Source organism: Sphingomonas sp. CCH15-F11 (genome assembly GCF_001557005.1).
Lineage (GTDB): Bacteria > Pseudomonadota > Alphaproteobacteria > Sphingomonadales > Sphingomonadaceae > Sphingomonas.
Genome location: NZ_LSKG01000166.1, coordinates 1 through 21,960 on the forward strand (window position 1 = coordinate 1; position 21,960 = coordinate 21,960).

Below are 21,960 nucleotides of genomic sequence, written 5' to 3' on the forward strand. Positions count from 1 at the left end.
TGGCGGCAACGGCAACGCTGGCGGGAACGGCAATGGCAATGCTGGCGGCAACGGCAATGGCAATGCCGGTGAGAACGGCAACGGCAATGCTGGCGGGAACGGCAACGGCAATGCTGGTGGCAATGACAACGGCAATGCCGGTGGGAACGGCAACGGGAACGCCGGTGGCAACGACAATGGCAACGCTGGCGGGAACGGCAACGGTAACGCCGGTGGGAACGGCAATGGCAACGCCGGTGGGAACGGCAACGGTAACGCCGGTGGGAACGACAACGGCAGCGCCGGCGAGAACGACAACGGTAACGCGGGCGGCAATGGCAACGGCGGCGGCAAGGGCAAGGACCGGTAACCTCACGCCGTCGCCTTGTTGACGCGCCGTTAGCACCCGGGTGCTACGATGCGCGCCGAAGGTTGGCACGCACTTGCACGAGAGATTGAACCATCACTGGCGGCTGGCCGCGGCGGCGTTCAGCTGTGCGCTCGCTCTCGCGACCGGCATTCTCGGGTGGGGGGTCGGCGTTGACCGGGTGATCCGGCAACTCAGCTGGCAGCTTCGCGCTCATCCCGCATCGGGCGAGCTTCACATTGTCGAGATTGATGCACGCAGCATCGGGGCGATCGATCGCTGGCCCTGGCCGCGCGGCCAATATGCGCGCGCGGTCGATCGTCTTCACGCGGCTGGCGTAACCAACATAACGTTCGACGTCGATGTCTCCTCGGCCTCTGTACCGGCCGAAGATGCAGCCTTCGCCGCATCGATCGCCCGCGCCGACGGAAAGGTCGTCCTGCCGACCTTCAGCCAGCGGACCGGCAGCAATGCGGACAGCTGGACCGATTCGCTCCCGATCCCCGCCTTTCGGGCGCATGCCGCGCTTGCGGCAGTCACCGTCCAGCCGGACGCAGACGGGCTGGTGCGCCGGATGTTGCTCGGCACGGTGACGGACGGCACGCCGCGCCCTTCCCTTTCCGCCATGATCGCGGGGGTCAACGGGTCGGCCGATACCGATTTTCCGATCGACTTCGCGATCGAGCCGGGATCGATCCCCAGGCATAGTTTCATCGACATCCGTGACGGCCGCTTCGACCCCGCCACCCTTCGCGGCAAAAGTGTCGTCATCGGCGCGACCGCGGTCGAGCTGGGCGATCGTTACGCGGTGCCCAGGCATGGCGTCATCCCCGGCGTGGTGATCCAGGCGCTGGCGGCGGAAACGCTTCGCAACGGGCGCCCGCGCGAGGGCGGCTGGCCGCTTCCGCTGCTGGTCGGGCTGGGTTTGGGCGTCGCGATCCTTAATGCGCGTTCGCGTCGCACCCTGGCCGTGATGGTTGTCGGCGGCCCGACCGTGCTGGTCGGAGCGGCCTTGCTCGTCGACGCGCGCCTCGACTGGATTTTCCCGCTTGCCCCCGCACTGGTCGCAATCGCCTGTGCCGGGATTGCCACGCTTTGCATGCGCGCCGCCGCCGCTGCGCGCCGTCGCAGGCTGCACGATCCCGAAACAGGGCTGCCCAATCGTCATGCGCTGATCGACGCGCTCAAGACCTATCGGGGCGAAGGCGTGCTCACCGCCTATGTCGGCGATTTCGAAAAGATCGCGGCGGGCCTGGGCGGTGCGGCGACGGCAGAGCTGGTCCGGCGCGTTCGCGACCGGGTCGCGCTCGTCTCCCAGGGATCGACCGTTTATCGTATCGAGGATCGGGTGCTCGCCTGGCGTTGTTACGACCGGACCGACATCGAACAGCGGGTGGCGGCGCTGCGCACCACGATGCTCAGCCCGATCGATGTCGCCGGGCGCCGCGTCGACGTCACCCTCGCCATCGGTTTTGCCGAGGACGCGGGGGTGGCGCATGTCGATCGCACCGTTGCCCAGGCTGGCCTCGCCGCGGCACAGGCCTTTGCGCTTGGGACCGGGTGGTACGTCCACCAGTCCCAGGACGACGAGGCGATCGACCGCGAGCTGTCGCTGCTCAGCGAGCTGGACGAGGCGATCGAACGCGGCGAGATCCAGGTCGCCTATCAGCCGAAGCTCGACCTGCGCGAGGGCAGGATCGCGAGCGTCGAGGCGCTGGTGCGCTGGCAGCACCCGCTCCGCGGCTTCCTTCGCCCCGACCTGTTCATCCCGCTCGCCGAGCAGAATGATCGTATCGCGAAGCTGACCCTCCACGTGCTTGCCCAGACGATCGACGACCTGCGCGCCTGGCGCGTGCAGGGCCATGCGATCAACGGTGCGGTAAACATCTCCGCCAAGCTGCTGAGTTCGGAAGAGTTCATCACCGCGTTGCGGGGGCTGATCGAACGCAGCGGAGTTGCGCCCGCCTCGCTCATTTTTGAAGTGACCGAATCGGCGACGATGAACGATCCCGATCGCGCGGTCGCCGCGCTGCAGTCGTTCCGCGCCATGGGCATTGCGATCTCGATGGACGATTACGGCACCGGCCAGTCGACGCTGACCTATCTCAAGCAGCTGCCGCTCAATGAATTGAAGATCGATCGCAGCTTCATTCAGTTCGCCCACCAGAATCGCAGCGACGGGGTGCTCGTCCGCTCGACGATCAACCTCGCGCACGAACTGGGGCTCAAGGTCGTGGCCGAAGGCGTCGAGGACAGCGCGTGCCTCGACTTCCTGAAGTCGATCGGCTGCGACATGGCGCAGGGCTATTTCATCGGCCGGCCGATGCCCGCTGGCGACCTGCTTCAGCGCCTGGCAAGTGACGCAGCCGGAGTGCCCGTCGAACCGGCGGCGGCTGCTGCCCCGCTGGACCTGAAACGCGCGGGATAACCGTTCCCCGCTCGCGGTCGGCCAGCACGACGACCGAAAAAATCCTCCAGGCGTGATCTTGGTCACATTCGTTCCCGCCGCAACCGTGCAGTTACGGTGTCGGAGCGAACGAGACGACCGGTCTCCATCGAAACCGGATCGCCTCCCTCCTGAATGTCGGGTCGCAGACGCACATTCAGAGGAAGGACACATCATGCAAGGCAAGAACATCGAGGGAATGGCCAACCTGATCCGGCAGGCCAAGGAAGACCCCAAATTCTTCCACAATCTCGTCTGGAAGACCGAAGAGACGCTCGGCTCGGTCGGCTTCCTCTCGCGTGAGGAAAAGGCCGCGATCCTGCGCATCAACCCCGAGGACCTGGTCGTCGGCCTGGCGACCGGGCGTTTCTCGCCTGGCAGCCTGGCGGAGAATTGCGGCGCCAGCTGCGGGGGAAGCTGCGGGGGAAGCTGCGGCGTGAGCTGCGGTGGCAGCTGCGGCGTGAGCTGCGGTGTGAGCTGCGCGACGAGCAGCCTGCGCACCGATCCCGGCAGCCTGGTGATCAACCCGGCCGAAATCGGCGAGCGGGTCCAGGCGGAGATCAACCAGCGGTTCGCCAGCTTCATGCGCTGACCGCCGGCATCCGGGTGTCCGGCGGGCACCCGGATGTCATGACGAGGGACTGAAAAGATGCAGCCGACCGACTATCTGGCAGAATTGACGTCAAGGGGCCTTGAGGTCCGCGACACCGGCGTCTGGGCGGCGGTGGGCAGGCCCGACCGCGATTTCGGCTGGAAGCTGCACATCTCGTCGATCCAGGTGGAGGCACCGACGGTGATCGCGCGCATCCTGCCGGTGCTGCGCGCGCACGACACGCCGTTCAAGATCGCCCGCGATGCACGCATCCTCGGCGAGCTGAACGAGGGGACGTTCGGCGCGACCCAGATCGGAAAGTTCGCGACGATCTATCCCGCGTCCGACACGCTGGCGCTGACGCTGGCCCGGGCGCTCCTGCCCCTGCTTTCCGGCCTGTCGGGGCCCCGGATCGTCACCGACCTGCCGCTCGGCGAAACGCTGTATGCGCGTTTCGGGCAGTTCGACCCGGCATTCACGCGCGACCGGCTCGGCAATCTCGCCGCCGGGTCGGCGCCTGCGGCGGCCGAATATCGCGTCCCTTTCGTCGCGCCCGATGGCATTGCCAATCCGTTCGCGGCCTGGCCCACCGCCGGGGGATCGACCTCCGCGCCCTCATCGGCACCCGCCGCGGCAACCGACGCGTCGCTCGCCTCGCGCCTCATCGGTCCCGGCTTCCTCCTGCTCGATTCGCTGAGCGCGCACCCCAAGGGATCGGTGTTCCTCGCCGCGGACATGCGGTCCGCCGAGCAATGCGGCCTGATCGTGCTGAAGGAAGGCCGACGCCATTGCATGTCGGACCCCAAGGGGCGCGACATGTGGGACCGCTTGACGCATCAGCATGCGCTCGCCGCGTGGCTCAGCGACGATGTCGCCATTCCGCGGCACCATATGGTGTTCGAGCGCGACGACAGCCTGTTCCTCGCGATCGATCATGTCGAGGGCCGCGACTTTTCCGATCGACCCGCCCGCCGCTATGATCGCGCCGATATCGCGCATCGCGAACAGCTGATCGGCGACCTGATCGGGCTCGCCGCGACGCTCGGCGACCTGCATCGCCGCGGGGTCGTTCATCGCGACCTGTCGCCCCGCAACGTCCGCGTCGGTGCGGATGGCCGGACCTGGCTCCTCGACCTCGAAATGGCGGCCCCCGTCGGCGAGCGCGACGCGCTGTTCATGCAGGGGACGATGGGCTTCATCTCGCCCGAGCAACAGGCCGGCGGCGCGGCCGCGTTTCCCGACGATCTGTACGCAGTCGGCGCGCTGATCGCCAATGCGATCACCGGGTTCGATCCGCGGCGCATGTCGCTGGCGGCGGATGCGGACCTCGCCGGTCGCCTCACGATGCTGAGCGGTGCGCCGTCGGCGCTGATCGCGCTGGCGGTCGATCTGCTCGCCGCCGATCCGGCCGACCGCCCGGCGATTTCCGAGGTCGAGTCCCGCCTGCGCCGCATCGATGCGCGGACGGTCGCGATCAGCTCGCGCGCCGACCGCGCGGACGACGCCCTGCTCGACGGTGCGTTGAGCTGGCTGGTCGCGGGCGGTCTGCGCGACGACCGCACGGGATTGCCGCTGTCCCCCGAACTCCAGGCACTGGGCCATGACGCCAGCCTGTCGGTGCCGCAGGCTTATCGGCTGTTCCGCAGCGCGAACCGCGGCGTCGCGGGCGTGCTCTATGGCGCGGCGCGGCTGGTGCGGCTGGGCGCGCGCGCCGCGCAGGTCGGCGATTTCGCCGAACGCGCGGTGGACTGGCTGCTCGCGCATGCGGCGACGCCCGACGATCAGATGCCCGGCCTGCATTTCGGCGAGGCGGGGGTCGCGCTCGCCTTTGTCGAGGCGGTCGACGCCGGCCTCATCGATCGCGGCCGCTGGTTCGAGGCCTATCTGGACCAGGTGTTTTCCGGCCCGCTCGACTGGCCCGATCTGACGCATGGCGCTGCCGGCCAAGGACTGGCGGCGCTCCAGGCCGCGCATGGCGCGCGCCTGCCGGGGTTGGCGCGCTATGCCGACCAGTGCGCGCGCTATCTGATCGATCGTCAGCGCGCCGACGGCAGCTGGGCATGGCCCGACGGGGTCAGCGGGATGGAGTGCACCGTCTATACCGGGTTCGCACATGGCGTCGCCGGGATCGTTCACTTCCTGGCGGTGCACGCCCGCGCCCGGGGGGACCGCGACGCCATGGCGGCGGCACGGGGCGGTGGGGAATGGCTGGCTCGACAGGCGCGACGCAACGGAGCGCACAGCTGGTGGCCGCGTGCGCAGGACCCCGACGATGCGTGGCACTGGTGGTGCCATGGCGGGCCGGGGATCGCGTTGGCGCTGCTTGCGCTCTACGCGCTCGATCGCGACGCGCGCTGGGCAGACCTTGCCCGCGATGCGCTGGGTGCGCACGCGCTCAGCCCCTGTCATCCCAATCTCAGCCAGTGCCACGGCCTTGCCGGCCTGGGCGAGATTTACCTGGAGGCCGCGCGGGTCCTCGACGACCCGCAGTGGCTCGCACGCGCGCGGCGCATTTCCGCGACGCTGATCGGCCTGCAGCGCCGCGACGCGCACGGGATCTCCTGGATGGTCGAGAACCCGCACATCCCCACCGCCGACCTGATGATCGGCAGCGCCGGCGTCGCGCATTTCCTGGCGCGGCTGGCGCGGGCGGACGTCCTTGCCGTCGGCATGCCGCTGGGCGTCGACCTGACGGCGGACCTGAACCTCAAGCCCCAAGCGATGAAGGGAGCGTTGGCATGCAACTGATGACGACCACGGCTCACCCGCGCAGTCTTGCGCCGCGTCCCCCTGCGGATCGCCGGCTGGCCGACGCCCGGCGCGTGTTTCTCAGGCACGATGTCACGACCGCACCGGTCGATGCAGCCCGCGATTTTAGCAGCACTTACTTGATGAAACTCGCCACGTCGCTGCCACTCGCCGACGTCACCGCGATCATCGCGGCGGAGGAGGTTCGCGAAAGCGGCCTGGTGGCTGTCCGCAAGGGGATGATGGTCGAGGCCGGCGACCTCTTTGCGCGCGCGGAGGCGATCGCGTCCGCGCCGGAGGTGTCGATACATGCCCAGATCGCGTCCGCCTCGTTCCAGCTGCCGGCGGAGGCGTATCTCGCCTACCGCACCGGCGATCTGCAGGGCGCGATCAACCGCCTGCTCGCCGCCATCCGCCTGTGCTGCCGTCTCGAGCGCGAATTCGGTCACGACATGGGGTTTCGTTGCCTGCATCTCGTGCGCAACGTCATCCGCACCTACAGCTATTCCGTTCCGGCCCAGGTCACGCTGGATCAGGTGCTGACGCTGCTGCGCGCAGCCGCCGACCCGTGCGCGGAATGGACGCTCGTCATCCCCGTCACGTGGCGGACCCCGGTCGCCCTGACCGATGCCCAGCGCGCCGCGCTGATGGACGAAGCGCTGATGAACCTTGCCATCCCCGAGGTTGATTTGCGCGCGTGCGAAGGGCCTTCGATCGGCCCGGCGGATACCCATCCCGATTTGGTCGCCGGGCTGCACTGGATCCGCGCGTTAATCGCCCTGCGGCGCGGCAACGACGCCGACTTTTCGCGCCACGCCGCGCGTTTCCTGGAAATGGACCGGCCGAGGCTGGCGCACGCCGCCAGGCTGTTGCTCGGCGCGGTCGACGATCAACTCGGCTCGCGATCGGCGCGCGCGGATGCGTGACGGCCGTGCCGCACGCCGACGGCATGTCTCCGGCGGAAATCGTCCGGGACCGGGGCGCCGGGGCCGGCTGCCCCCGCAATTTGCGGTTGTTCGGGGTTTGCACTTGCCTTCACCGGCCGCGTTACCGCAGGGTTGCGCGGGGGCGGAGCAGCGTGCCTTGTTCCAAGGCCGGGAGTCCGTGCCGCGTGAGGGCGATATGGGCACCAGCGCGCCAGGCGAGACACCACCGGCGGAGCCCGAGGTCGCCGTTGAGCCGGAATATCGCGCATTTTTGAGCTACAGCCACAGCGACGCGCCGATCGCGCGCGCGATCCATCGCTGGCTGGAAGGGTATCGCGTGCCCCGGCATCTGGTCGGCCGTTCGACCGCGCGTGGAGTCGCGCCGCGCCGCCTGACGCCGATCTTCATGGATCGCAGCGAGCTCGCCGCGTCCGCCAGCCTGAGCGGTGCGGTGGACGAGGCGCTGGCGGCGTCCGCCTGCCTGATCGTGCTCTGCTCGCCGGCCGCGCGCGAATCTGCCTGGGTGGACCTGGAGATCCGGCGATTCCGCCAGCTGCATCCCGATCGCCCCGTCCTCGCCGCGTTGGTCAGGGGAACGCCGCAAACCGCCTTTCCGCCGGGCATCTGCCAGCCGCGGTCGTTTGGCGCCGTCGATGAACCCGTGGCGGCCGACTTCACGCGCCATGGCGACGGCCGTCTCCTCGCCTATCTGAAGCTGGTCGCCGGGGTCATCGGCGTGCCGCTCGACCTGCTGGTCCAGCGGCACGTCCAGCGGCGCCTCCGCCGCGTGGCGATCGCGACGGCGCTGGCCACGCTGTCGGTGCTGGTTCTGGCGGTGGCGCTGATCATGGCCATCCGCGCCCAGCGCGAGGCGGAGCAGCAGCGCGAACAGGCGGAACAGCTGATCGAATTCATGCTGACGGACCTTCGCGGCCGATTGCGCGGCGTGGGCCGCCTCGACGTGCTCGACGTCGTCAATCGCCGCGCCATGGCCTATTATGCGGCGCAGGGCGACCTTGCCGCACTCCCGACCGGCTCGCTCGAGCGCCGCGCGCGCGTGCTGCATGCGATGGGCGAGGACGAGCAGCGATCGGGCGCGTTCGCCACCGCTGCCGCCAAGTTCGCCGAAGCGCATCAGGCGACCGCCGCGTTGCTCGCCGCCGCGCCCGACGATCCCGAGCGCCTCTATGCGCATGCCCAAAGCGAGTTCTGGCTTGGCTATGTCGCCTTCATGCGCAAGGCGCGCCCGGCGGCGTCGGCGCATTTCGCACGATACAAGATGCTGGCGTTGCGGCTGGTGGCGGCCGATCGCAACAACCCTGCCTATCGGCGCGAACTTGCCTATGCGCACGGCAATCTCTGTTCGGTGGAGGTCGAGGATCGACGCACCCTCCCCGCCGCCCTGCAAAGCTGCGCCAGTGCGCTGGCGACGATGGCCCGCCTTTCCGCGGCTGCGCCTCACGATACCGCGCTGCGGCTCGATCTCGCCAACCGGCACGCCTGGATGGCGCAGGCGCTGGAGGCGAACGGCCAGATCACGTCGGCGCTGGCGCAGCGCCACCGCCAGATCGCAATCCTCGACCGGCTGGTTGCGGGCGATCCGCGCAACGCCCGCATCCGCCAGGACGCGGCGCTCGCGCGTTTCTCGCTGGCCCAGATCCTGCGCAAGTCCGGCGCGGAAGCGCGCGCGGTCGAAATGGCCGGCACCGCGCATGCGGCAATGGCGGCGCTCCAGCGCTCCGATCCCGCCAATCGCGACTGGAAGACCTGGAACGCCAGAATCGAGCAGCAATTTCCCTCAAATGAAAGGTGACGATGATGTGCACGACCATTCCCACGCACGTTCCGCTCAACACGCGGGCCACGGTGTCCGACGAGGTGAAGGACGTGATCGTCTTCACCGTCGGCCTTGCGGCGGACAATGGCGAGGTGCTGCTGACGCTTCAGCAACAGGATCTGAAGGTGCCCGACATCATCGCCATCGAACGCGATTCGATCGTCGAGGTTCGGCTCGAGGGCCGGCAGATCTTCTTTTCGAAGCAGTTCGACGCCGTTACCTTCAAGTCGGACCAGCGTTCGCTTTACGGCGGCATCGAATATCTCGATTATGACGAGAAGCTCGATCGCTATCGGCGCGCGCGCTTCACGGCTCGGTTCAACCGTGGCGGCAAGTTCGATACGCGTCACGGCTTCAACATCAATCTCGACCTCCTGCAGCGGGGGAAGGATCGCAAGAATGTGCGTTTCGTGCCCCTGACGGTCGATCCCGACATCACCAATCCGCCGCCGCGCATGCACAATTTCCGCTGATGGCCAGTCTCATGCGCCTTTCGCTCGCACCATCCTGCCCGGGTCGGCTCTAGATGGACCGGCTCGACCTGCGCCGGATCGTCCGGGTCGCGCGGTCCGGCGATACGCTGCGTGCCTGGCGCATGTTCGAGCAGGCGGCGGGCAGCCATGCCGAAGACGATTACGACCTGCTGAACCTCAGGGGGCGACTGCTGAAGGACCGGGCGGTCGCCGCCCAGGGCGATGATCGTTCGCGCCTGCTGGCGGAATCGCGCGACGCCTACCTTTCCGCCGCCCGGCGTCGTCGCGCGACCTATCCGCTGATCAATGCGGCCGCGATCGAGCGGCTCGCCGGCAATTTCGCGCGTGCGCGCGAGTTCGCCGCCGCCACGATCGCGTTGCTCGACCAGGGCGATCACGAGCCGGACACCGCCTATTGGCTGGCCGCCACCCGGGCGGAAGCCGCGCTGCACACCGGACCGGTCGAGGCGGCCGCCGACCTGCTCCGCGACGCGATCGCGCTCGCGCCCGACGCGTGGGAGGATCACGCCTCCACGCTGCGCCAGTTCAGGCTGCTGCTCGGCTGCGTCGGTGCGGACGACCGCTGGCTGGAACAGCTGGCTCCACCCGCCGCGCTTCACTTCAGCGGGTTGATCCACTTTGACCCCACGATCGGCGGATCCGGTCGCGACCTTGCCGATCGGCTCGACCGGCTGCGCTGCGGCTTTGCCTATGGCGCGCTCGCGGCGGGCGCCGACATCGTCATCGCCGAGCTGCTGGTGGATCGCGGTGCCGAACTGCATCTGGTCCTGCCGGCGCGTCCCGACATTTTCCGGCGGCAATCGGTGATGCCGTTCGGCGATCATTGGGGCGAGCGGTATGACCGCCTGCTCGCGCGGAGTGCCTCGGTGGAGGTGGTTGCACAGGGGCAGGACGTGTCGCTCGCGGCCGTCGAGTTCGCGGCGCAGGTCGCGATGGGCTCGGCGATCTGTCAGGCACGCGCGCTCGAAGCGCAGGCGGTCGCGCTCCGTTTGGTCGATCAGGCTGCGGGCGACGCCCAGTCATCGGCGGCGAGCGACCGAGCGTGGGAACGGCTGGGATTGCCGCTCATCCGCGTTGCCGCACCCCGATCGAGCGCGCCGGTCGCGACGATTCCGCACGCCGAAATCACGGCAATCGTTGCCGCCCCGCCCGCCCGTGGCACAACCGGAGCTGCCCCCGACATTTTCAGCCGCATCGCCCCAGAAGGCCATCATCGTGCCGCCGATCCTGCCGCCGCCGCCAGGGTCGCGCTCGACGCGCTGGCAAGCGCGCCTGCGCTTCGCCTGGGCCTGACCGCGGGTCCGGTGATCGGCAGCGACGACGCTGCCCGGCTGGTCGAGCTGGCGGGGCTAATCGCGTCGGCGGCCGCGCCGGGCCAGCTGCTTGCCTCGCGCGCGGTCGGGCTGGCGCTGCTGCTGCTCGCGCCCGAGCTGCGCTGCGAATCCGACCAGGAACTGTCGACCGCCTATGGCGAGATGCCTGTCTGGACGGTGGCCGACGCGGGGCGGGACGCGTAGCGACGCCGATCAGGCAATCAGTTCGGCGAGCAACCGAGGCGAAACGATGGTCAGCGTACCGCCGGCCCGCTCGACGATGCCGCGACGCTCGAGAACCGCGATGGCGCGCGACGCCGTTTCGCGGGTCGTGTTCGCCGCGACGGCAAGCGAGGTGACCTTCGGCAGGGGCTGGATCCGGCGGGTCTCGCCCGCAAGCCGAAGGATTTCCGCATAGACGCGTCCGACCGCGCTCAACGTCGATCGCGCGGTCATGCGATCGAGCGCGAAGTCGAGCTGGCGCGCGAAGAGCCGTGCCAGCCCGGCGCCGATCTGCTGATGCTCGGTCGCGAGCCGGTCGAGCGAGCGCGACGCGATGGTCAGCGCCTCCACATCGCGCTGGACGATCAGGTCGGCGCGATGCGTCGTCGCGGCGGGATAGGCGCCCATGACCTCGCCCGGACCGTGAAAGGTCAATTGCGACCGCTGGCCGTCCGACCCGATGAACTCGACATTGACCAGCCCGTCGATGATCAGCCAGCACCGGTCGGCGGCGTCGCCCTGGTGCGCGATCACGTCGGACCGGGCATAGGCGACGCGGCTCATCTGGGCCTCGAGCACGGTTGCCAGGTGGGTTTCGCATCCCAGGAACGCCGAAACGGCTGCGATCCGATCAACTCTCGGCACCTCGCTTCCCCCCGGAACTAACCCGCGACGGGCACCCGCCGCCGTCGACCGTGCGCACCCCTATACCATCGCTTTGAACGACACGCGCAACTTTGGATCGACCGGGCGTGACCTTCATCACGGCGCGGCCTGCCCGACGCGCCTATGACGATATCGCGACCCGACGGAACCGTCGTCAGGCGGGACCGCACCTTGGCCCGGCCGCTCGCGGCCGGGTCGCCTTTTCGCGGGCGAAGAGGTCGACTCGCGCAAGGTCGTGGTTTGGTGACGACGGATTGCCGGGACCTGACGGGCCGGTCGCGCCCGGACCAGTCCCGAAATCGAACGCCAATCGATTGCGCGCGTGAATGAACTTGCCCCCGGGAAGAGGTTTCACCTTGCGTCAAATTAAAATAGCGCCGAAATGGATTAATCGCGCGCGATTATCCGCGGCATGAAGCAAGAAAGAGAAACCATGACAGACGAAACCGCGCTTAACCCAGTCGAGCTCGCGACCGAATTGACGATCGCCTGGCTCGGCAATCAGAACAACCGGATTGCGGCGGAAGAGGTCCCCGCTTTTCTTCGGACCATGCATACGACGCTGACCGGTCTTGCCGGCGCCGCTGATGCCGGTGGCGAGAGCGAAGACTCGGCGGGCTCGATGGAGCACAAGCCTGCGGTGTCGGTCCGCAAGTCTTTGGCATCGCGCGACGCGATCATTTCGATGATCGACGGCAAGCCTTACAAGACGCTGCGCCGTCATCTCTCGACTCACGGCCTGACGCCGGAGGAATACCGTCAGCGGTACAATCTGCGCCCGGATTATCCGATGGTCGCCGAAAGCTATTCGGAACAGCGGCGCGCCATGGCCAAAAAGATCGGGCTCGGATCGCGGGGCCGTCGCCCCAAGGCCGCCGAAACCGACGCGCCGGCGGCACCGACGCGGCGCCGCGCAACCAAGCAGGGTTGACCGGCCGCGCAGCGGGTGCAGGTCGCCCGCTGCGCGCGAAATCGCGCGCTTGCCGCTGACGTCTGGCTCAGCCGAGCGGCGCGTGCGCGATGTGCGGCAATACGTGACGTGCGAACAGGTCGGCTTCGGCGGCGTGCGGATAGCCGGATAGGATGAAGGCATCGATGCCTTCCGCGCGATAGGCGTTCAGCTTGGCGAGAACCTGATCCGGATCGCCGACGATCGCCGCACCGCAGCCTGAACGCGCCCGGCCGATGCCGGTCCACAGATTGTCCTCGACATAACCGTCGCTGGCGCTGGCGGCTTCGCGGAGCTCCGCCTGGCGCGCGACGCCCGCAGACTGGCTGTCGAGCGAGCGCGCACGGATCGCGGCCCCGGTTTCGGCATCGAGTCGCGACAGCAGCCGGTCGGCCGCGGCGCGCGCCTCGGCCTCGGTCTCCCGCACCACGACATGGACGCGATAGCCGAACTTGAGCGTGCGGCCGTGGCGCGCGGCCCGCTCGCGCAGATCGGCGATGATCGCGCGGACGCCGGCCATCGAATCCGGCCACATCAGATAGACGTCGCACCCCTGCGCGGCGGCTTCGCGCGCGGCGGGTGACAGGCCCCCGAAATAGAGCGGCGGGCATTTGCCGGTCAGCGTGGTGACCCCCGGTGGCGCCAGATCGAGCTTCCAGAAATCGCCGTCGAACTTCAAATGCTCGCCGTTGAGCAGTGTGCGCAGGATGTGCATCGCCTCGACCGTGCGCTGGTAGCGCGGCGCGCTGTCCAGCGTCTCGCCCGGCAGGTCGCTGGAGATGATGTTGACCGTCAGCCGCGGCAGCCCGCCGCCGGTCAGCCCGAGCATCCGGTCGAGCGTCGCGATCTGGCGGGCCAGCTGCGGCGGCCAGCTCTCGCCGATCCGGACCGCCATCAGCAAACGGATGCGCCGGGTCAGCGCGGCGATGCCCGCGGCGAATGCGGTGGTGTCGATGCCGAGCGCGTAGCCCGACGGCAGCAGGATATTGTCGAAGCCGCCGCTTTCGGCCTGCAGCACGATGTCGCGGCAATGTTCCCAGCTCGACTTCAGCCGGGGATCGGGCACGCCCAGAAATTCATAATCATCGTCGCACAGCGCCGAGAACCAGCTGATCTCGCACGGCTTTTCGGTTCCGTTCATGGCAGGCGCTCCCCTGTCCCGGCCTGCATCACCGCATACCATTGGTCGCGGGTCCATTCGACCTTGTAGGCGTCGGCCGATGCGCGGATGCGGTCGGGTTGCTGCGATCCGACGATCGGGATGATCCGCGCTGGATGCGCCATCACCCAGGCAAGCGCCGCCGCCGTCACGTCGACGCCATGGGCCGCACCCTGTTCGGCCAGCAGCCCATGCGCGGGATGATCGGGGTCGAGCAGCCGACCGCCGGCGAGCGGCGACCACGCGAGCACCGCCATGTCGCGTGCCATCGCCTGGTCGAGCGTGCCGTCATAGAGCGGCGCGACACGCAGCGGCGAGAATTCGGGCTGGGTCGTGACGATTGGCAGGTCGAGGAACGCCTGCAGCGCGTCGACCTCCGCTGGGCTGTAATTGGACACGCCGATCGCGCGGACCTTGCCGGCGGCGACCATTGCGGCGAGCGCGTGGGCCACCTCCTGCGGGTGCGTCATGAAATCGCGGCGGTGGATCTGGTAGAGGTCGATCACGTCGATCCCCAGCCGCGCCAGCGAGGCGTCGACGGCTGCCGCCAGATAGGCCGCGCTCGAATCGTAGGGGCGCGGCGGGGTGATGCCGCCCTTGGTCGCGATGACCATGCGGTCGCGCAGCGCCGGTGCGTCGGCCAGCACCCGGCCGAACAGCGCCTCCGACGAGCCGAAGCCCTCGGGCGTGCCATAGCCGTAAATGTCGGCGGTATCGAACAGCGTGATGCCCGCGTCCAGCGCGGCATCGACGCGCGCGCGCGCCGCCGCCACGTCGGTGCCGGTGAAGCGCCACATCCCCCACGCGATCGGGGATACGGTCAGTTCGCTCTTGCCCAGCGGGCGCGGATCGGGAGAAAGGCGGAGGCTCGTCATGGCGACGATCTTTGGCACAGGGATTTGACGGATGGTAGCTGCGATCCGCTACGGCGTTGTCGGCACGGGCATGATGGGGGTCGAACATCTGCGCAACCTGATGATCTTGCCCGGTGCCGAAATCGTCGCGATCGCGGATCCGGTCGCCGCCTCGCTCGATTGGGCACGCGCCGCATTGGGGGACCGGGCCGCGGGCGTGCGCGCGTTCGACGACGTGGCGTCGTTCGCCGCCGCCGCCGATGTCGATGCGATCGTCATCGCCGCGCCCAACCACACGCATCGCGATGTCGTGGCGCGTCTGCTCGACCGCGATGTCGCGATCCTGTGCGAAAAGCCGCTGGCCACCACGATCGCCGACGCGCGCTGGATGGTCGATCAGGCACGGGACCGCGCCCGCCCCTTCTGGACCGCAATGGAATATCGCTTCATGCCGCCCGCCGCCACCTTCATCGCCCAGGTGCATGACGGTCGCGTCGGCGACCTGCGGATGTTGTCGATCCGCGAACATCGCTTTCCCTTCCTGCCGAAGGTCGGCGACTGGAACCGCTTCGCGCGCAACACCGGCGGGACGATGGTCGAGAAATGCTGCCATTTCTTCGACCTGATGCGACTGATCGTGCGGTCGGAGCCGGTGCGCGTCTTCTGCTCGGGCGGCCGTGACGTCAATCATCTCGACGAACGCTATGACGGCCGCGCCCCCGACATTCTCGACAACAGCTACACCGTCGTGGATTTCGCCAACGGCGTGCGCGCGATGCTCGACCTGTGCATGTTCGCCGAGGGCGCCGAGCATCAGGAGGAGATGTCGGCCACCGGCGATCGCGCCCGCCTCGACGTGCTGATCCCGCCCGGCGACCTCGTGTTCAGCCCGCGCGTCGACTGGCGCGGGCCGAAGGCGGTCGAACGCTGGCATGTCCCCGTCGACGAGGCCGCGATGGCGGCGGGCTCGCACCACGGCGCGACCTTCTATCAGCATCAGGCATTTGCCGCCGCGATCCGGGGCGAAGGTCCGGTACAGGTAACCGCCGAGGACGGGCTGCGCGCGGTGGCGATGGGTGCCGCCGCCGAACTCAGCGCACGCGAACACCGCGTCGTCGCGATGGCGGAGCTGGGCCTTTGAGCCTGAGCGCGCCGATGAACCCGGGCGATCATGTGCTGATCGTCGGTGGCGGCTTTTCGGGCACGCTGCTCGCGATCAACCTGATGCGCCACGATGGGCCGCGCGCGACGCTGGTCGAACGCCGGCCCGGCCAGGTCGCGCGCGGGGTGGCCTATAGCGCCGCCGACGACAGCCACCTGCTCAATGTGCGCGCCGGCAATATGAGCGCCCTGCCCGACGACCCCGGTCACTTCGTCCGCTGGCTGGAGGCCAATGGCGAGGGTGGCGCGACCAGCTTCGTCCGGCGGACCGCCTATGGCCGCTATCTCGCCACGCTGCTGGCGGAAACGCGCGCGCGCGCCGGTGATCGGCTGCGCGTCGTCAACGGCGACGTCGTCGCGCTCGCCAGCGACGCAACGGGTGTCGAGGCGCGCTTTGACGATGGCACCGCGGCGCGTTTCGAGCGCGCAGTGCTGGCGCTCGGCAACCTGCCGCCGCATGCGCCGCCGGGCGTCGATCCCGACAGGCTGCCGCGCGACCAGTATTGCGACGACCCATGGGCCGCCGACATCGCCGAGGGGCTGACCGACGACGATACGGTGCTGCTGCTCGGCACCGGGCTGACCGCCGTCGACGCCGCGCTGCTGCTCGACCGGCGCGGGTTTCGCGGGCGCATCGTCGCCATGTCGCGGCGGGGCCTGCGTCCGCGCGCGCACATGATCGGCCAGCCGCCGGTGACCCCCTGGCACGAAAAGCCCGCCCAGCGCCTGTCGGAGCTGTCGCGGCTGGTCCGGGCCGCGGCGGCGGCCCCAGGCAGCGACTGGCGCTGTGCGGTCGACGCGCTGCGCCCGGTGACCCAGCTGATGTGGTCGGGTGCGGATGTCGCGACGCGGCGGCGCTTCCTGCGCCATCTGCGCCCGTTCTGGGATGTGCATCGCCACCGGCTGGCACCGGAGATCGCGGAGCGGATCGATCGACTCGTCGCGGCCGGCCGGCTGAGCTTCCGCGCCGGGCGGTTGCGAAGCGCGGTGTCCGACATTTCCGGGCTGGCCATCGAATGGCAACCGCGCGGCGACGAACGAAGCGTGCGCGAGCATGTCCGCCGGATGGTCAACTGCACCGGGCCCCAGGGCGACCTGCTCCGCAGCACCGAGCCGCTGCTGCGCCAGCTGCTTGACAGCGGCCGCATCCGGCCCGACGCCGCGCGGCTGGGGATCGACATCGCCGCCGACACCTGCGTGCTCGGCCGCGACGGGACGCCCGACCCGCGAATCCACGCGATCGGCCCGATGACGCGGGGTGCCTATTGGGAGGTCGTCGCCGTGCCCGACATCCGCGTCCAGACCTGGAACGTCGCGCGTACCCTGTCCAACGCGCATTGGGTCGGCGGCGAGGGACTTTGATCGAACGCACCCGACGCGCGCACCACCGCACGAAATTAGGAATATCATAAGATTGCGGCGTTAGATCGCGTTAACCACGGTTTCAGAGAAGCGGCGCGGTGACCAGAACGGGGAACGCAATCGAGGAGACGTCGCGGGCGCTTGGTGCACTGGTCATCAATTGCGCCGATATCGCCGGCCAGCTTGGCCAGGTTTCCTCAGACATCAGCGAACAGAGCGTCGATCTGGGCGGATTGTCGCGCGTCGTCGACCGGCTGGTCATCAACCAGCAGGCCGCCGATCATGCCGCGGCCCAGACCCGCAAATTGTCCGATCAGGTCCGCAGCAAGCTCGAACAGAACGCCCAGGCGATCGAGGAAGCCACGTCGAGCTTCGGCGAACTCACGACGCTGGTAAGTGGCCTCGGGGCGCACGTCACCGACCTGTCGAACGCGATGAGCGAGGTGCGCTCGGTCTCCGACGTGATCGCGCGGATCGCGACGCAGACCAACCTGCTCGCGCTCAACGCCGCGATCGAGGCGGCGCGCGCCGGGGTCGAGGGCCGCGGATTCGGCGTCGTCGCCGCCGCGGTCAAGGGGCTGGCCAGCGAAACCCGCGAAGCCACCCGCCGCATCGACACGACGATCGACGTGCTGTCGGGTGAAGCATCCCGACTGGTCCAGGAGATCGAGCACGGGATGATGCGCAGCCTGTCGGCCGAACGCGGACTGGCACGCATCCGGGCGAGCATGGTCGATGCCGGCGAGATCATCACCATGGTCGACGGCCAGTCGGCGGAGGTGACCGAGGCGGTCGCGGGCATCGAAGCGAGTGTGGCCGAGGCCAGCCGCGACATCGCCAAATTCGCGGATGCGCTGCGGATCAACGCGGTGAACCTGTCCCGCGCCCGCGCCCGCGTGGACACGCTCGAGGTCGAAGCCAATCTGACGCTCGACCGGCTTGCGATGTCGGGGCTGGAAACCGGCGACACGCCATCGATCGAGCGCGCGAAGGAGGTCGCACGCGAGATCGAGCGGCTGGTCGAGGCCGGCATCGCCCGTGGCGAGGTGAGCGAGGATGCGGTGTTCGACTGCAACTACCGCCTGATCCCTGGGTCGAACCCGCCGCGCTACGATACGGGGTTCAACGATTTCGCCGACCGGCACATCCGGCCGATCCTCGACCGCGAAAGCACCTGGTCGCCGGGTATGATCGGATCGGTCATCAGCGACGTGAACGGCTATCTGCCCACCCACCTGACGCTGCGCTCCCAGCGCCAGGGCAAGGACATCGCCTGGAACATGAAATGGTGCCGCGACCGCCGGATCATGATGGACGACGCGACGCGCCGCGCGATCGAGAGCAGCGCGCCGGCGATGCTCAATTGCTACCGCATGGCGCTGGGCGAGGAGGATTTCCTGCCGCTGAAGACGGTGTTCGTGCCGCTTTGGTTCCGGGGCCGGCGCTGGGGCAATTTCGAATTTGCCTATGTCGATGCCCAGGATGCCCGATCGCTGGCGATCGGCGCGTCGGGTCTGGCCGAAAGTCTGGTGAACGCCGGCGACCAGCTGGTCGAAGCGACCGCCTGATCGCGCGGCTCAACCCGATTGCGCGGGCCGTCCGCGATCGAGCGCGCCGAACTGCCGCTCATATTCCGACACATCGCCCGCCACGATCAGCCGCGCCTGTTCGACCCATTTGTCGCGGGCCATCCGCCCGGCAAAATTGCCCAGCGCGGCGTCGATCGTCGCGGCACGCTCGGGCGTCAGCGCAGCGAGCACGGCCAGCGACGTCACGCCCTCCTCGGCCAGTCGCGCCGCGACCCGTGGCCCGACGCCCTTCAGAATCGTGAGGTCCGACGCTGCGGCGGGTGACGCCGGCGGCGGTTCGGCCTGCAGCTGCGGTTCCGGATTTTGCGACGGAACCGGCGCGGCCTGCAGCTGCGGTGCCGGGGCCTCTTGCGGGATCGGTGCGACCGGGGCGGGCTGATCCTCGATATCGGGGCTGCCCGCGTCCAGGCGAAAGCCATGCCCGCTTTCCAGCAGCTCGGCCTCCGCCTCGCGCCGCCGCTGCTTCAGCCGCCGTCCCCGCCAGATGATGTAAAGCGCGACCAGCGCGAACAGCCCGATCAGGACGAAATGGGTGAGGGTGAAGGGCCACATCCGGTCGGCGGCAGCCAGGGGGGTCGAGGGCGGAAGCGATTTGTCCATGGGCGCACTCATATCACCGATGCCGTCGCCGACCAGTGCCGGTCGGTTCAGCCGCGCGCGACTTCGCGCCAGCCGATGTCGCGCCGACAAAAGCCGCCGGGAAAGTCGATGCGGTCCACCGCGCGATAGGCCGCCGTCTGTGCCGCAGCGACGCTCTGCCCCGTGGCGGTGACGTTCAGCACCCGCCCGCCGCTCGCCACCAGCCGGTCGTCGGCCAGCCGCGTGCCGGCGTGAAAGACGCGCGCGCCGGTTGCCTCGGCCGCCTCGATGCCGGCGATCGGCGCGCCGGGCGCCACCTGGCCGGGATAGCCGCTAGCCGCCATCACGACGGTCAGCGCGGCCTCGTCGGCGAAGCGCGCCGGCGCATGGTCGCCCAGCGTGCCCGCATCGGTCGCCAGCATCAGCTCGAGCAGGTCGTCCTCCAGCCGCATCATCAGCACCTGCGTCTCCGGGTCGCCAAAGCGGCAATTATATTCGATCAGCATCGGACCGCCGTCGGTCAGCATCAGCCCGGCATAAAGCACGCCAGAATAAGGCATGCCATCGCGCCGCAGCGTGTCGATCGTCGGCCGCACGATCTCGTCCAGCGCGCGCTGCATCAGTTCCGGCGTCAGCACCGCGGCTGGGCTGTAGGCGCCCATGCCCCCGGTATTGGGGCCGGTATCGCCCTCGCCCACCCGCTTGTGGTCCTGCGCCGATCCAAAGGGCATCAGGTGCGTCCCGTCGGTCAGCACGAACAGGCTCGCTTCCTCGCCGGTCAGGAACGCCTCGATGACCAGCTCCGCGCCGGGTTCGGCCATCAGCGTGACGATCGCCGTGTCCGCCTCGTCGGGCGTGGTCGCGATGATCACGCCCTTGCCCGCCGCCAGTCCGTCGGCCTTGAGCACCAGCGGCAGGGTGAAGCCGGCCAGTGCCTCGCGCGCGGCGTCGGGGGATGCGACGCGTACATAGCGCGCCGTCGGAATGCCGGCGCGCGCGCACAGGTCCTTGGTAAAGCCCTTCGATCCTTCCAGCTGCGCGGCCTCGCGATTGGGGCCGAAGACGCCGATGCGCTCGGCGCGCAGCCGGTCGGCAAGGCCCGCGACCAACGGGGCTTCCGGCCCGATCACCACGAAGGCGATCGCGTGGCGGCCGCAAAAGGCGACGACCGCGTCGTGATCGGCGGGATCGAGCGCGACCCGTGTTGCGTGCGCGGCCATGCCGGGGTTGCCAGGCGCGACATAAAGCGTATCGAGACGCGGCGATTGCGCCAGCTTCCACGCAAGCGCATGTTCCCGCCCGCCCGATCCGATCAGCAGGACGTTCATGCCCGATCCCTTGTTCGACGATTCAGTGACGCGGCTGGTAGCCGAGACGGTGCCGGGCGACAACGCCGCGCCGGAAAGCGTCAGCGAATTGTCGGGCCGGCTGAAACGCACCGTCGAGCGCGAGTTCGGCCAGGTCCGGCTGCGCGGCGAGATTTCCGGCTATAAGCGCGCGGCGTCGGGGCACGTTTATCTGGCGCTCAAGGACGAAGGCGCGGTGATCGATGCGGTGATCTGGCGCGGTGCGGCCGCTGCCATCCCCTTCGCCCCGCAGGACGGGATCGAGGTGATCGCGACGGGCAAGGTCACGACCTATCCCGGCCGGTCCAAATATCAGATCGTGATCGACCGGCTGGAGCTGGCCGGCGAAGGCGCGCTGATGGCGCTGCTCGAAAAGCTCAAGGCCCAGCTTGGCGCGGAGGGGCTGTTCGACGCGGCGCGCAAGCGGCCACTGCCCTTTCTGCCGCGCGTCATCGGCGTCGTCACCTCGCCCACCGGGGCGGTCATCCGCGACATCCTCCACCGCCTCGCCGATCGCTGCCCGAGCCATGTGATAGTCTGGCCGGTCCAGGTCCAGGGCGACGGCGCCGCCGCCCAGGTGGCGCGCGCGATCCGCGGCTTCGACGCGCTGCCGCTCCGGGACGGGCCGATGCCGCGTCCCGACCTGCTGATCGTCGCGCGCGGCGGCGGCTCGATCGAGGATCTGTGGGCGTTTAACGAAGAAGTTGTGGTGCGCGCAATCGCCGACTGCACCATCCCGGTCATTTCGGCCGTCGGGCACGAAACCGACACGACGCTTGCCGATTTCGCCGCCGATCTGCGTGCGCCGACACCGACCGCGGCCGCAGAGATTGCGGTGCCGGTGCTCGCAGATGTGCGCCATCAGGTGGCGACGCTGGCGTTGCGCAGCGAACGTTGCGCGCGCCGCTATCATGATCGCGCCGCCGAGCGGCTGGCCGCGCTTGCCCGGCTGATCCCGCGGCGCGAGGCGCTGCTCGGCCCGCAGCGCCAGCGCACCGACGACCTGGCGCAGCGTCTCGGGCTCGCGCTCGAGCGCCGAGTGGTGCTGGCGCGGCGCAGCCTCGACCGCGCGGGCGGTGCCCTGCGTCCGGCAATGCTCGACCGGCGGCTCGATGCGGCGCGCGCCGCGCTGCGGCTGGCGGGGGCGCGGCTCGATGCCGGCAATCCCGACAACCTGCTCGCCAAGGGCTATGTCCGCGTGGCCGCGCGCCTCAACGGCCAGGCGGTGACGAGCGCGGCGGATGCGCGCGCGACGGGCGCGCTGACGCTCCATTTCCGCGATGGCGCGATTGATGCCAAGGTTGAGCGCGCGGGATCGAAGCCCTATCCTGACGACAAACCCGAGCAGCAACGCCTGCTCTAGACCAGGAA

At 69.1% G+C, this 21,960-nt stretch carries 18 protein-coding genes; 13 read left to right on the forward strand and 5 right to left on the reverse strand.

Annotated features, from left to right (window positions below):
* From AX709_RS19020 to AX709_RS16695, 8 genes are all read left to right on the forward strand, one after another.
* Positions 1-349: hypothetical protein (locus tag AX709_RS19020; RefSeq protein WP_197432048.1), on the forward strand; the 349-nt coding region annotated here is incomplete at its 5' end.
* A gap of 73 nt (positions 350-422) precedes the next feature.
* Positions 423-2,774 carry an EAL domain-containing protein gene (locus AX709_RS16665; RefSeq protein WP_197419009.1) on the forward strand — a complete coding sequence of 784 codons (2,352 nt, stop codon included), beginning with the start codon at positions 423-425 and terminating at the stop codon, positions 2,772-2,774.
* Positions 2,775-2,967: 193 nt separating this feature from the next.
* Positions 2,968-3,384 carry a hypothetical protein gene (locus tag AX709_RS16670; RefSeq protein ID WP_066480873.1) on the forward strand — a complete coding sequence of 139 codons (417 nt, stop codon included), beginning with the start codon at positions 2,968-2,970 and terminating at the stop codon, positions 3,382-3,384.
* A 57-nt stretch (positions 3,385-3,441) separates the two neighbouring features.
* Positions 3,442-6,132: a class III lanthionine synthetase LanKC N-terminal domain-containing protein gene (locus tag AX709_RS16675; RefSeq protein WP_066551054.1), complete on the forward strand. Its 2,691-nt coding sequence runs from the start codon at positions 3,442-3,444 to the stop codon at positions 6,130-6,132.
* On the forward strand, positions 6,132-7,058 hold the full coding sequence (locus AX709_RS16680; protein ID WP_156454311.1) for a hypothetical protein: 927 nt from the start codon (positions 6,132-6,134) through the stop codon (positions 7,056-7,058). The genes AX709_RS16675 and AX709_RS16680 overlap by 1 nt, the downstream gene beginning before the upstream one ends.
* A 196-nt stretch (positions 7,059-7,254) precedes the next feature.
* A complete protein-coding gene (locus AX709_RS16685; RefSeq protein ID WP_066551058.1) occupies positions 7,255-8,871 on the forward strand; it encodes a toll/interleukin-1 receptor domain-containing protein in 1,617 nt (538 codons plus the stop codon).
* 2 nt (positions 8,872-8,873) lie between these two features.
* A complete protein-coding gene (locus AX709_RS16690; protein ID WP_066480881.1) occupies positions 8,874-9,368 on the forward strand; it encodes a nucleotide synthetase in 495 nt (164 codons plus the stop codon).
* Between the two features lie 53 nt (positions 9,369-9,421).
* Positions 9,422-10,906, forward strand: coding sequence for a tetratricopeptide repeat-containing protein (locus AX709_RS16695; RefSeq protein WP_066551065.1), 1,485 nt, complete (start codon positions 9,422-9,424; stop codon positions 10,904-10,906).
* A gap of 9 nt (positions 10,907-10,915) precedes the next feature.
* On the opposite strand, the gene AX709_RS16700 is transcribed toward AX709_RS16695, so the two are convergent.
* Complete coding sequence (locus AX709_RS16700) at positions 10,916-11,569, reverse strand: Crp/Fnr family transcriptional regulator (protein WP_066551066.1); 654 nt, start codon at positions 11,567-11,569, stop codon at positions 10,916-10,918.
* 454 nt (positions 11,570-12,023) lie between these two features.
* On the opposite strand from AX709_RS16700, the gene AX709_RS16705 reads away from it, so the two are divergent.
* The gene (locus AX709_RS16705; RefSeq protein WP_066480884.1) at positions 12,024-12,521 is read left to right on the forward strand and encodes a MucR family transcriptional regulator; all 498 of its coding nucleotides are present in this window, start codon (positions 12,024-12,026) and stop codon (positions 12,519-12,521) included.
* A gap of 67 nt (positions 12,522-12,588) precedes the next feature.
* On the opposite strand, the gene AX709_RS16710 is transcribed toward AX709_RS16705, so the two are convergent.
* Both AX709_RS16710 and AX709_RS16715 read right to left on the reverse strand, forming a co-directional pair.
* Positions 12,589-13,680, reverse strand: a complete 1,092-nt coding sequence (locus tag AX709_RS16710) for an LLM class flavin-dependent oxidoreductase (protein ID WP_066551068.1) — start codon at positions 13,678-13,680, stop codon at positions 12,589-12,591.
* Positions 13,677-14,573: an aldo/keto reductase gene (locus tag AX709_RS16715; RefSeq protein ID WP_066551088.1), complete on the reverse strand. Its 897-nt coding sequence runs from the start codon at positions 14,571-14,573 to the stop codon at positions 13,677-13,679. Before AX709_RS16715 ends, AX709_RS16710 begins: the two co-directional genes overlap by 4 nt.
* A gap of 31 nt (positions 14,574-14,604) precedes the next feature.
* Between AX709_RS16715 and AX709_RS16720 the strand changes: the two genes are divergently transcribed.
* From AX709_RS16720 to AX709_RS16730, 3 genes are all read left to right on the forward strand, one after another.
* Entirely contained in the window at positions 14,605-15,693 is a 1,089-nt protein-coding gene (locus AX709_RS16720; protein ID WP_197419010.1) for a Gfo/Idh/MocA family protein, read from the forward strand.
* 14 nt (positions 15,694-15,707) lie between these two features.
* Positions 15,708-17,075 carry an FAD/NAD(P)-binding protein gene (locus AX709_RS16725; protein WP_066551070.1) on the forward strand — a complete coding sequence of 456 codons (1,368 nt, stop codon included), beginning with the start codon at positions 15,708-15,710 and terminating at the stop codon, positions 17,073-17,075.
* Positions 17,076-17,173: 98 nt separating this feature from the next.
* Positions 17,174-18,643 (forward strand): methyl-accepting chemotaxis protein, encoded by a 1,470-nt coding sequence (locus AX709_RS16730; RefSeq protein ID WP_066551072.1) that lies wholly within the window; start codon positions 17,174-17,176, stop codon positions 18,641-18,643.
* A gap of 9 nt (positions 18,644-18,652) precedes the next feature.
* Here the strand turns inward: AX709_RS16730 and AX709_RS16735 are convergent, their stop codons facing one another.
* Positions 18,653-19,264, reverse strand: a complete 612-nt coding sequence (locus tag AX709_RS16735) for a hypothetical protein (protein ID WP_156454312.1) — start codon at positions 19,262-19,264, stop codon at positions 18,653-18,655.
* A 47-nt stretch (positions 19,265-19,311) separates the two neighbouring features.
* Positions 19,312-20,571 (reverse strand): phosphoribosylamine--glycine ligase, encoded by a 1,260-nt coding sequence (purD, locus tag AX709_RS16740; protein ID WP_066551074.1) that lies wholly within the window; start codon positions 20,569-20,571, stop codon positions 19,312-19,314.
* On the opposite strand from purD, the gene xseA reads away from it, so the two are divergent.
* Positions 20,570-21,952 (forward strand): exodeoxyribonuclease VII large subunit, encoded by a 1,383-nt coding sequence (gene xseA, locus AX709_RS16745; protein WP_066551076.1) that lies wholly within the window; start codon positions 20,570-20,572, stop codon positions 21,950-21,952. The two genes, purD and xseA, sit on opposite strands and share 2 nt — an antisense overlap.
* The last annotated feature ends 8 nt before the right edge of the window (positions 21,953-21,960 follow it).

Excerpts from the sequence above, each read along its gene's own strand:
- AX709_RS16705 (WP_066480884.1), top strand. The coding sequence starts at position 12,024 with ATGACAGACGAAACCGCGCTTAACCCAGTCGAGCTCGCGACCGAATTG.
- AX709_RS16720 (WP_197419010.1), top strand. The coding sequence starts at position 14,605 with ATGGTAGCTGCGATCCGCTACGGCGTTGTCGGCACGGGCATGATGGGG.
- AX709_RS16715 (WP_066551088.1), bottom strand. The coding sequence starts at position 14,573 with ATGACGAGCCTCCGCCTTTCTCCCGATCCGCGCCCGCTGGGCAAGAGC.
- AX709_RS16680 (WP_156454311.1), top strand. The coding sequence starts at position 6,132 with ATGACGACCACGGCTCACCCGCGCAGTCTTGCGCCGCGTCCCCCTGCG.
- purD (WP_066551074.1), bottom strand. The coding sequence starts at position 20,571 with ATGAACGTCCTGCTGATCGGATCGGGCGGGCGGGAACATGCGCTTGCG.
- AX709_RS16670 (WP_066480873.1), top strand. The coding sequence starts at position 2,968 with ATGCAAGGCAAGAACATCGAGGGAATGGCCAACCTGATCCGGCAGGCC.
- AX709_RS16675 (WP_066551054.1), top strand. The coding sequence starts at position 3,442 with ATGCAGCCGACCGACTATCTGGCAGAATTGACGTCAAGGGGCCTTGAG.
- AX709_RS16690 (WP_066480881.1), top strand. The coding sequence starts at position 8,874 with ATGATGTGCACGACCATTCCCACGCACGTTCCGCTCAACACGCGGGCC.
- AX709_RS16695 (WP_066551065.1), top strand. The coding sequence starts at position 9,422 with ATGGACCGGCTCGACCTGCGCCGGATCGTCCGGGTCGCGCGGTCCGGC.
- AX709_RS16685 (WP_066551058.1), top strand. The coding sequence starts at position 7,255 with ATGGGCACCAGCGCGCCAGGCGAGACACCACCGGCGGAGCCCGAGGTC.
- AX709_RS16710 (WP_066551068.1), bottom strand. The coding sequence starts at position 13,680 with ATGAACGGAACCGAAAAGCCGTGCGAGATCAGCTGGTTCTCGGCGCTG.
- AX709_RS16725 (WP_066551070.1), top strand. The coding sequence starts at position 15,708 with ATGAACCCGGGCGATCATGTGCTGATCGTCGGTGGCGGCTTTTCGGGC.
- xseA (WP_066551076.1), top strand. The coding sequence starts at position 20,570 with ATGCCCGATCCCTTGTTCGACGATTCAGTGACGCGGCTGGTAGCCGAG.
- AX709_RS16735 (WP_156454312.1), bottom strand. The coding sequence starts at position 19,264 with ATGGACAAATCGCTTCCGCCCTCGACCCCCCTGGCTGCCGCCGACCGG.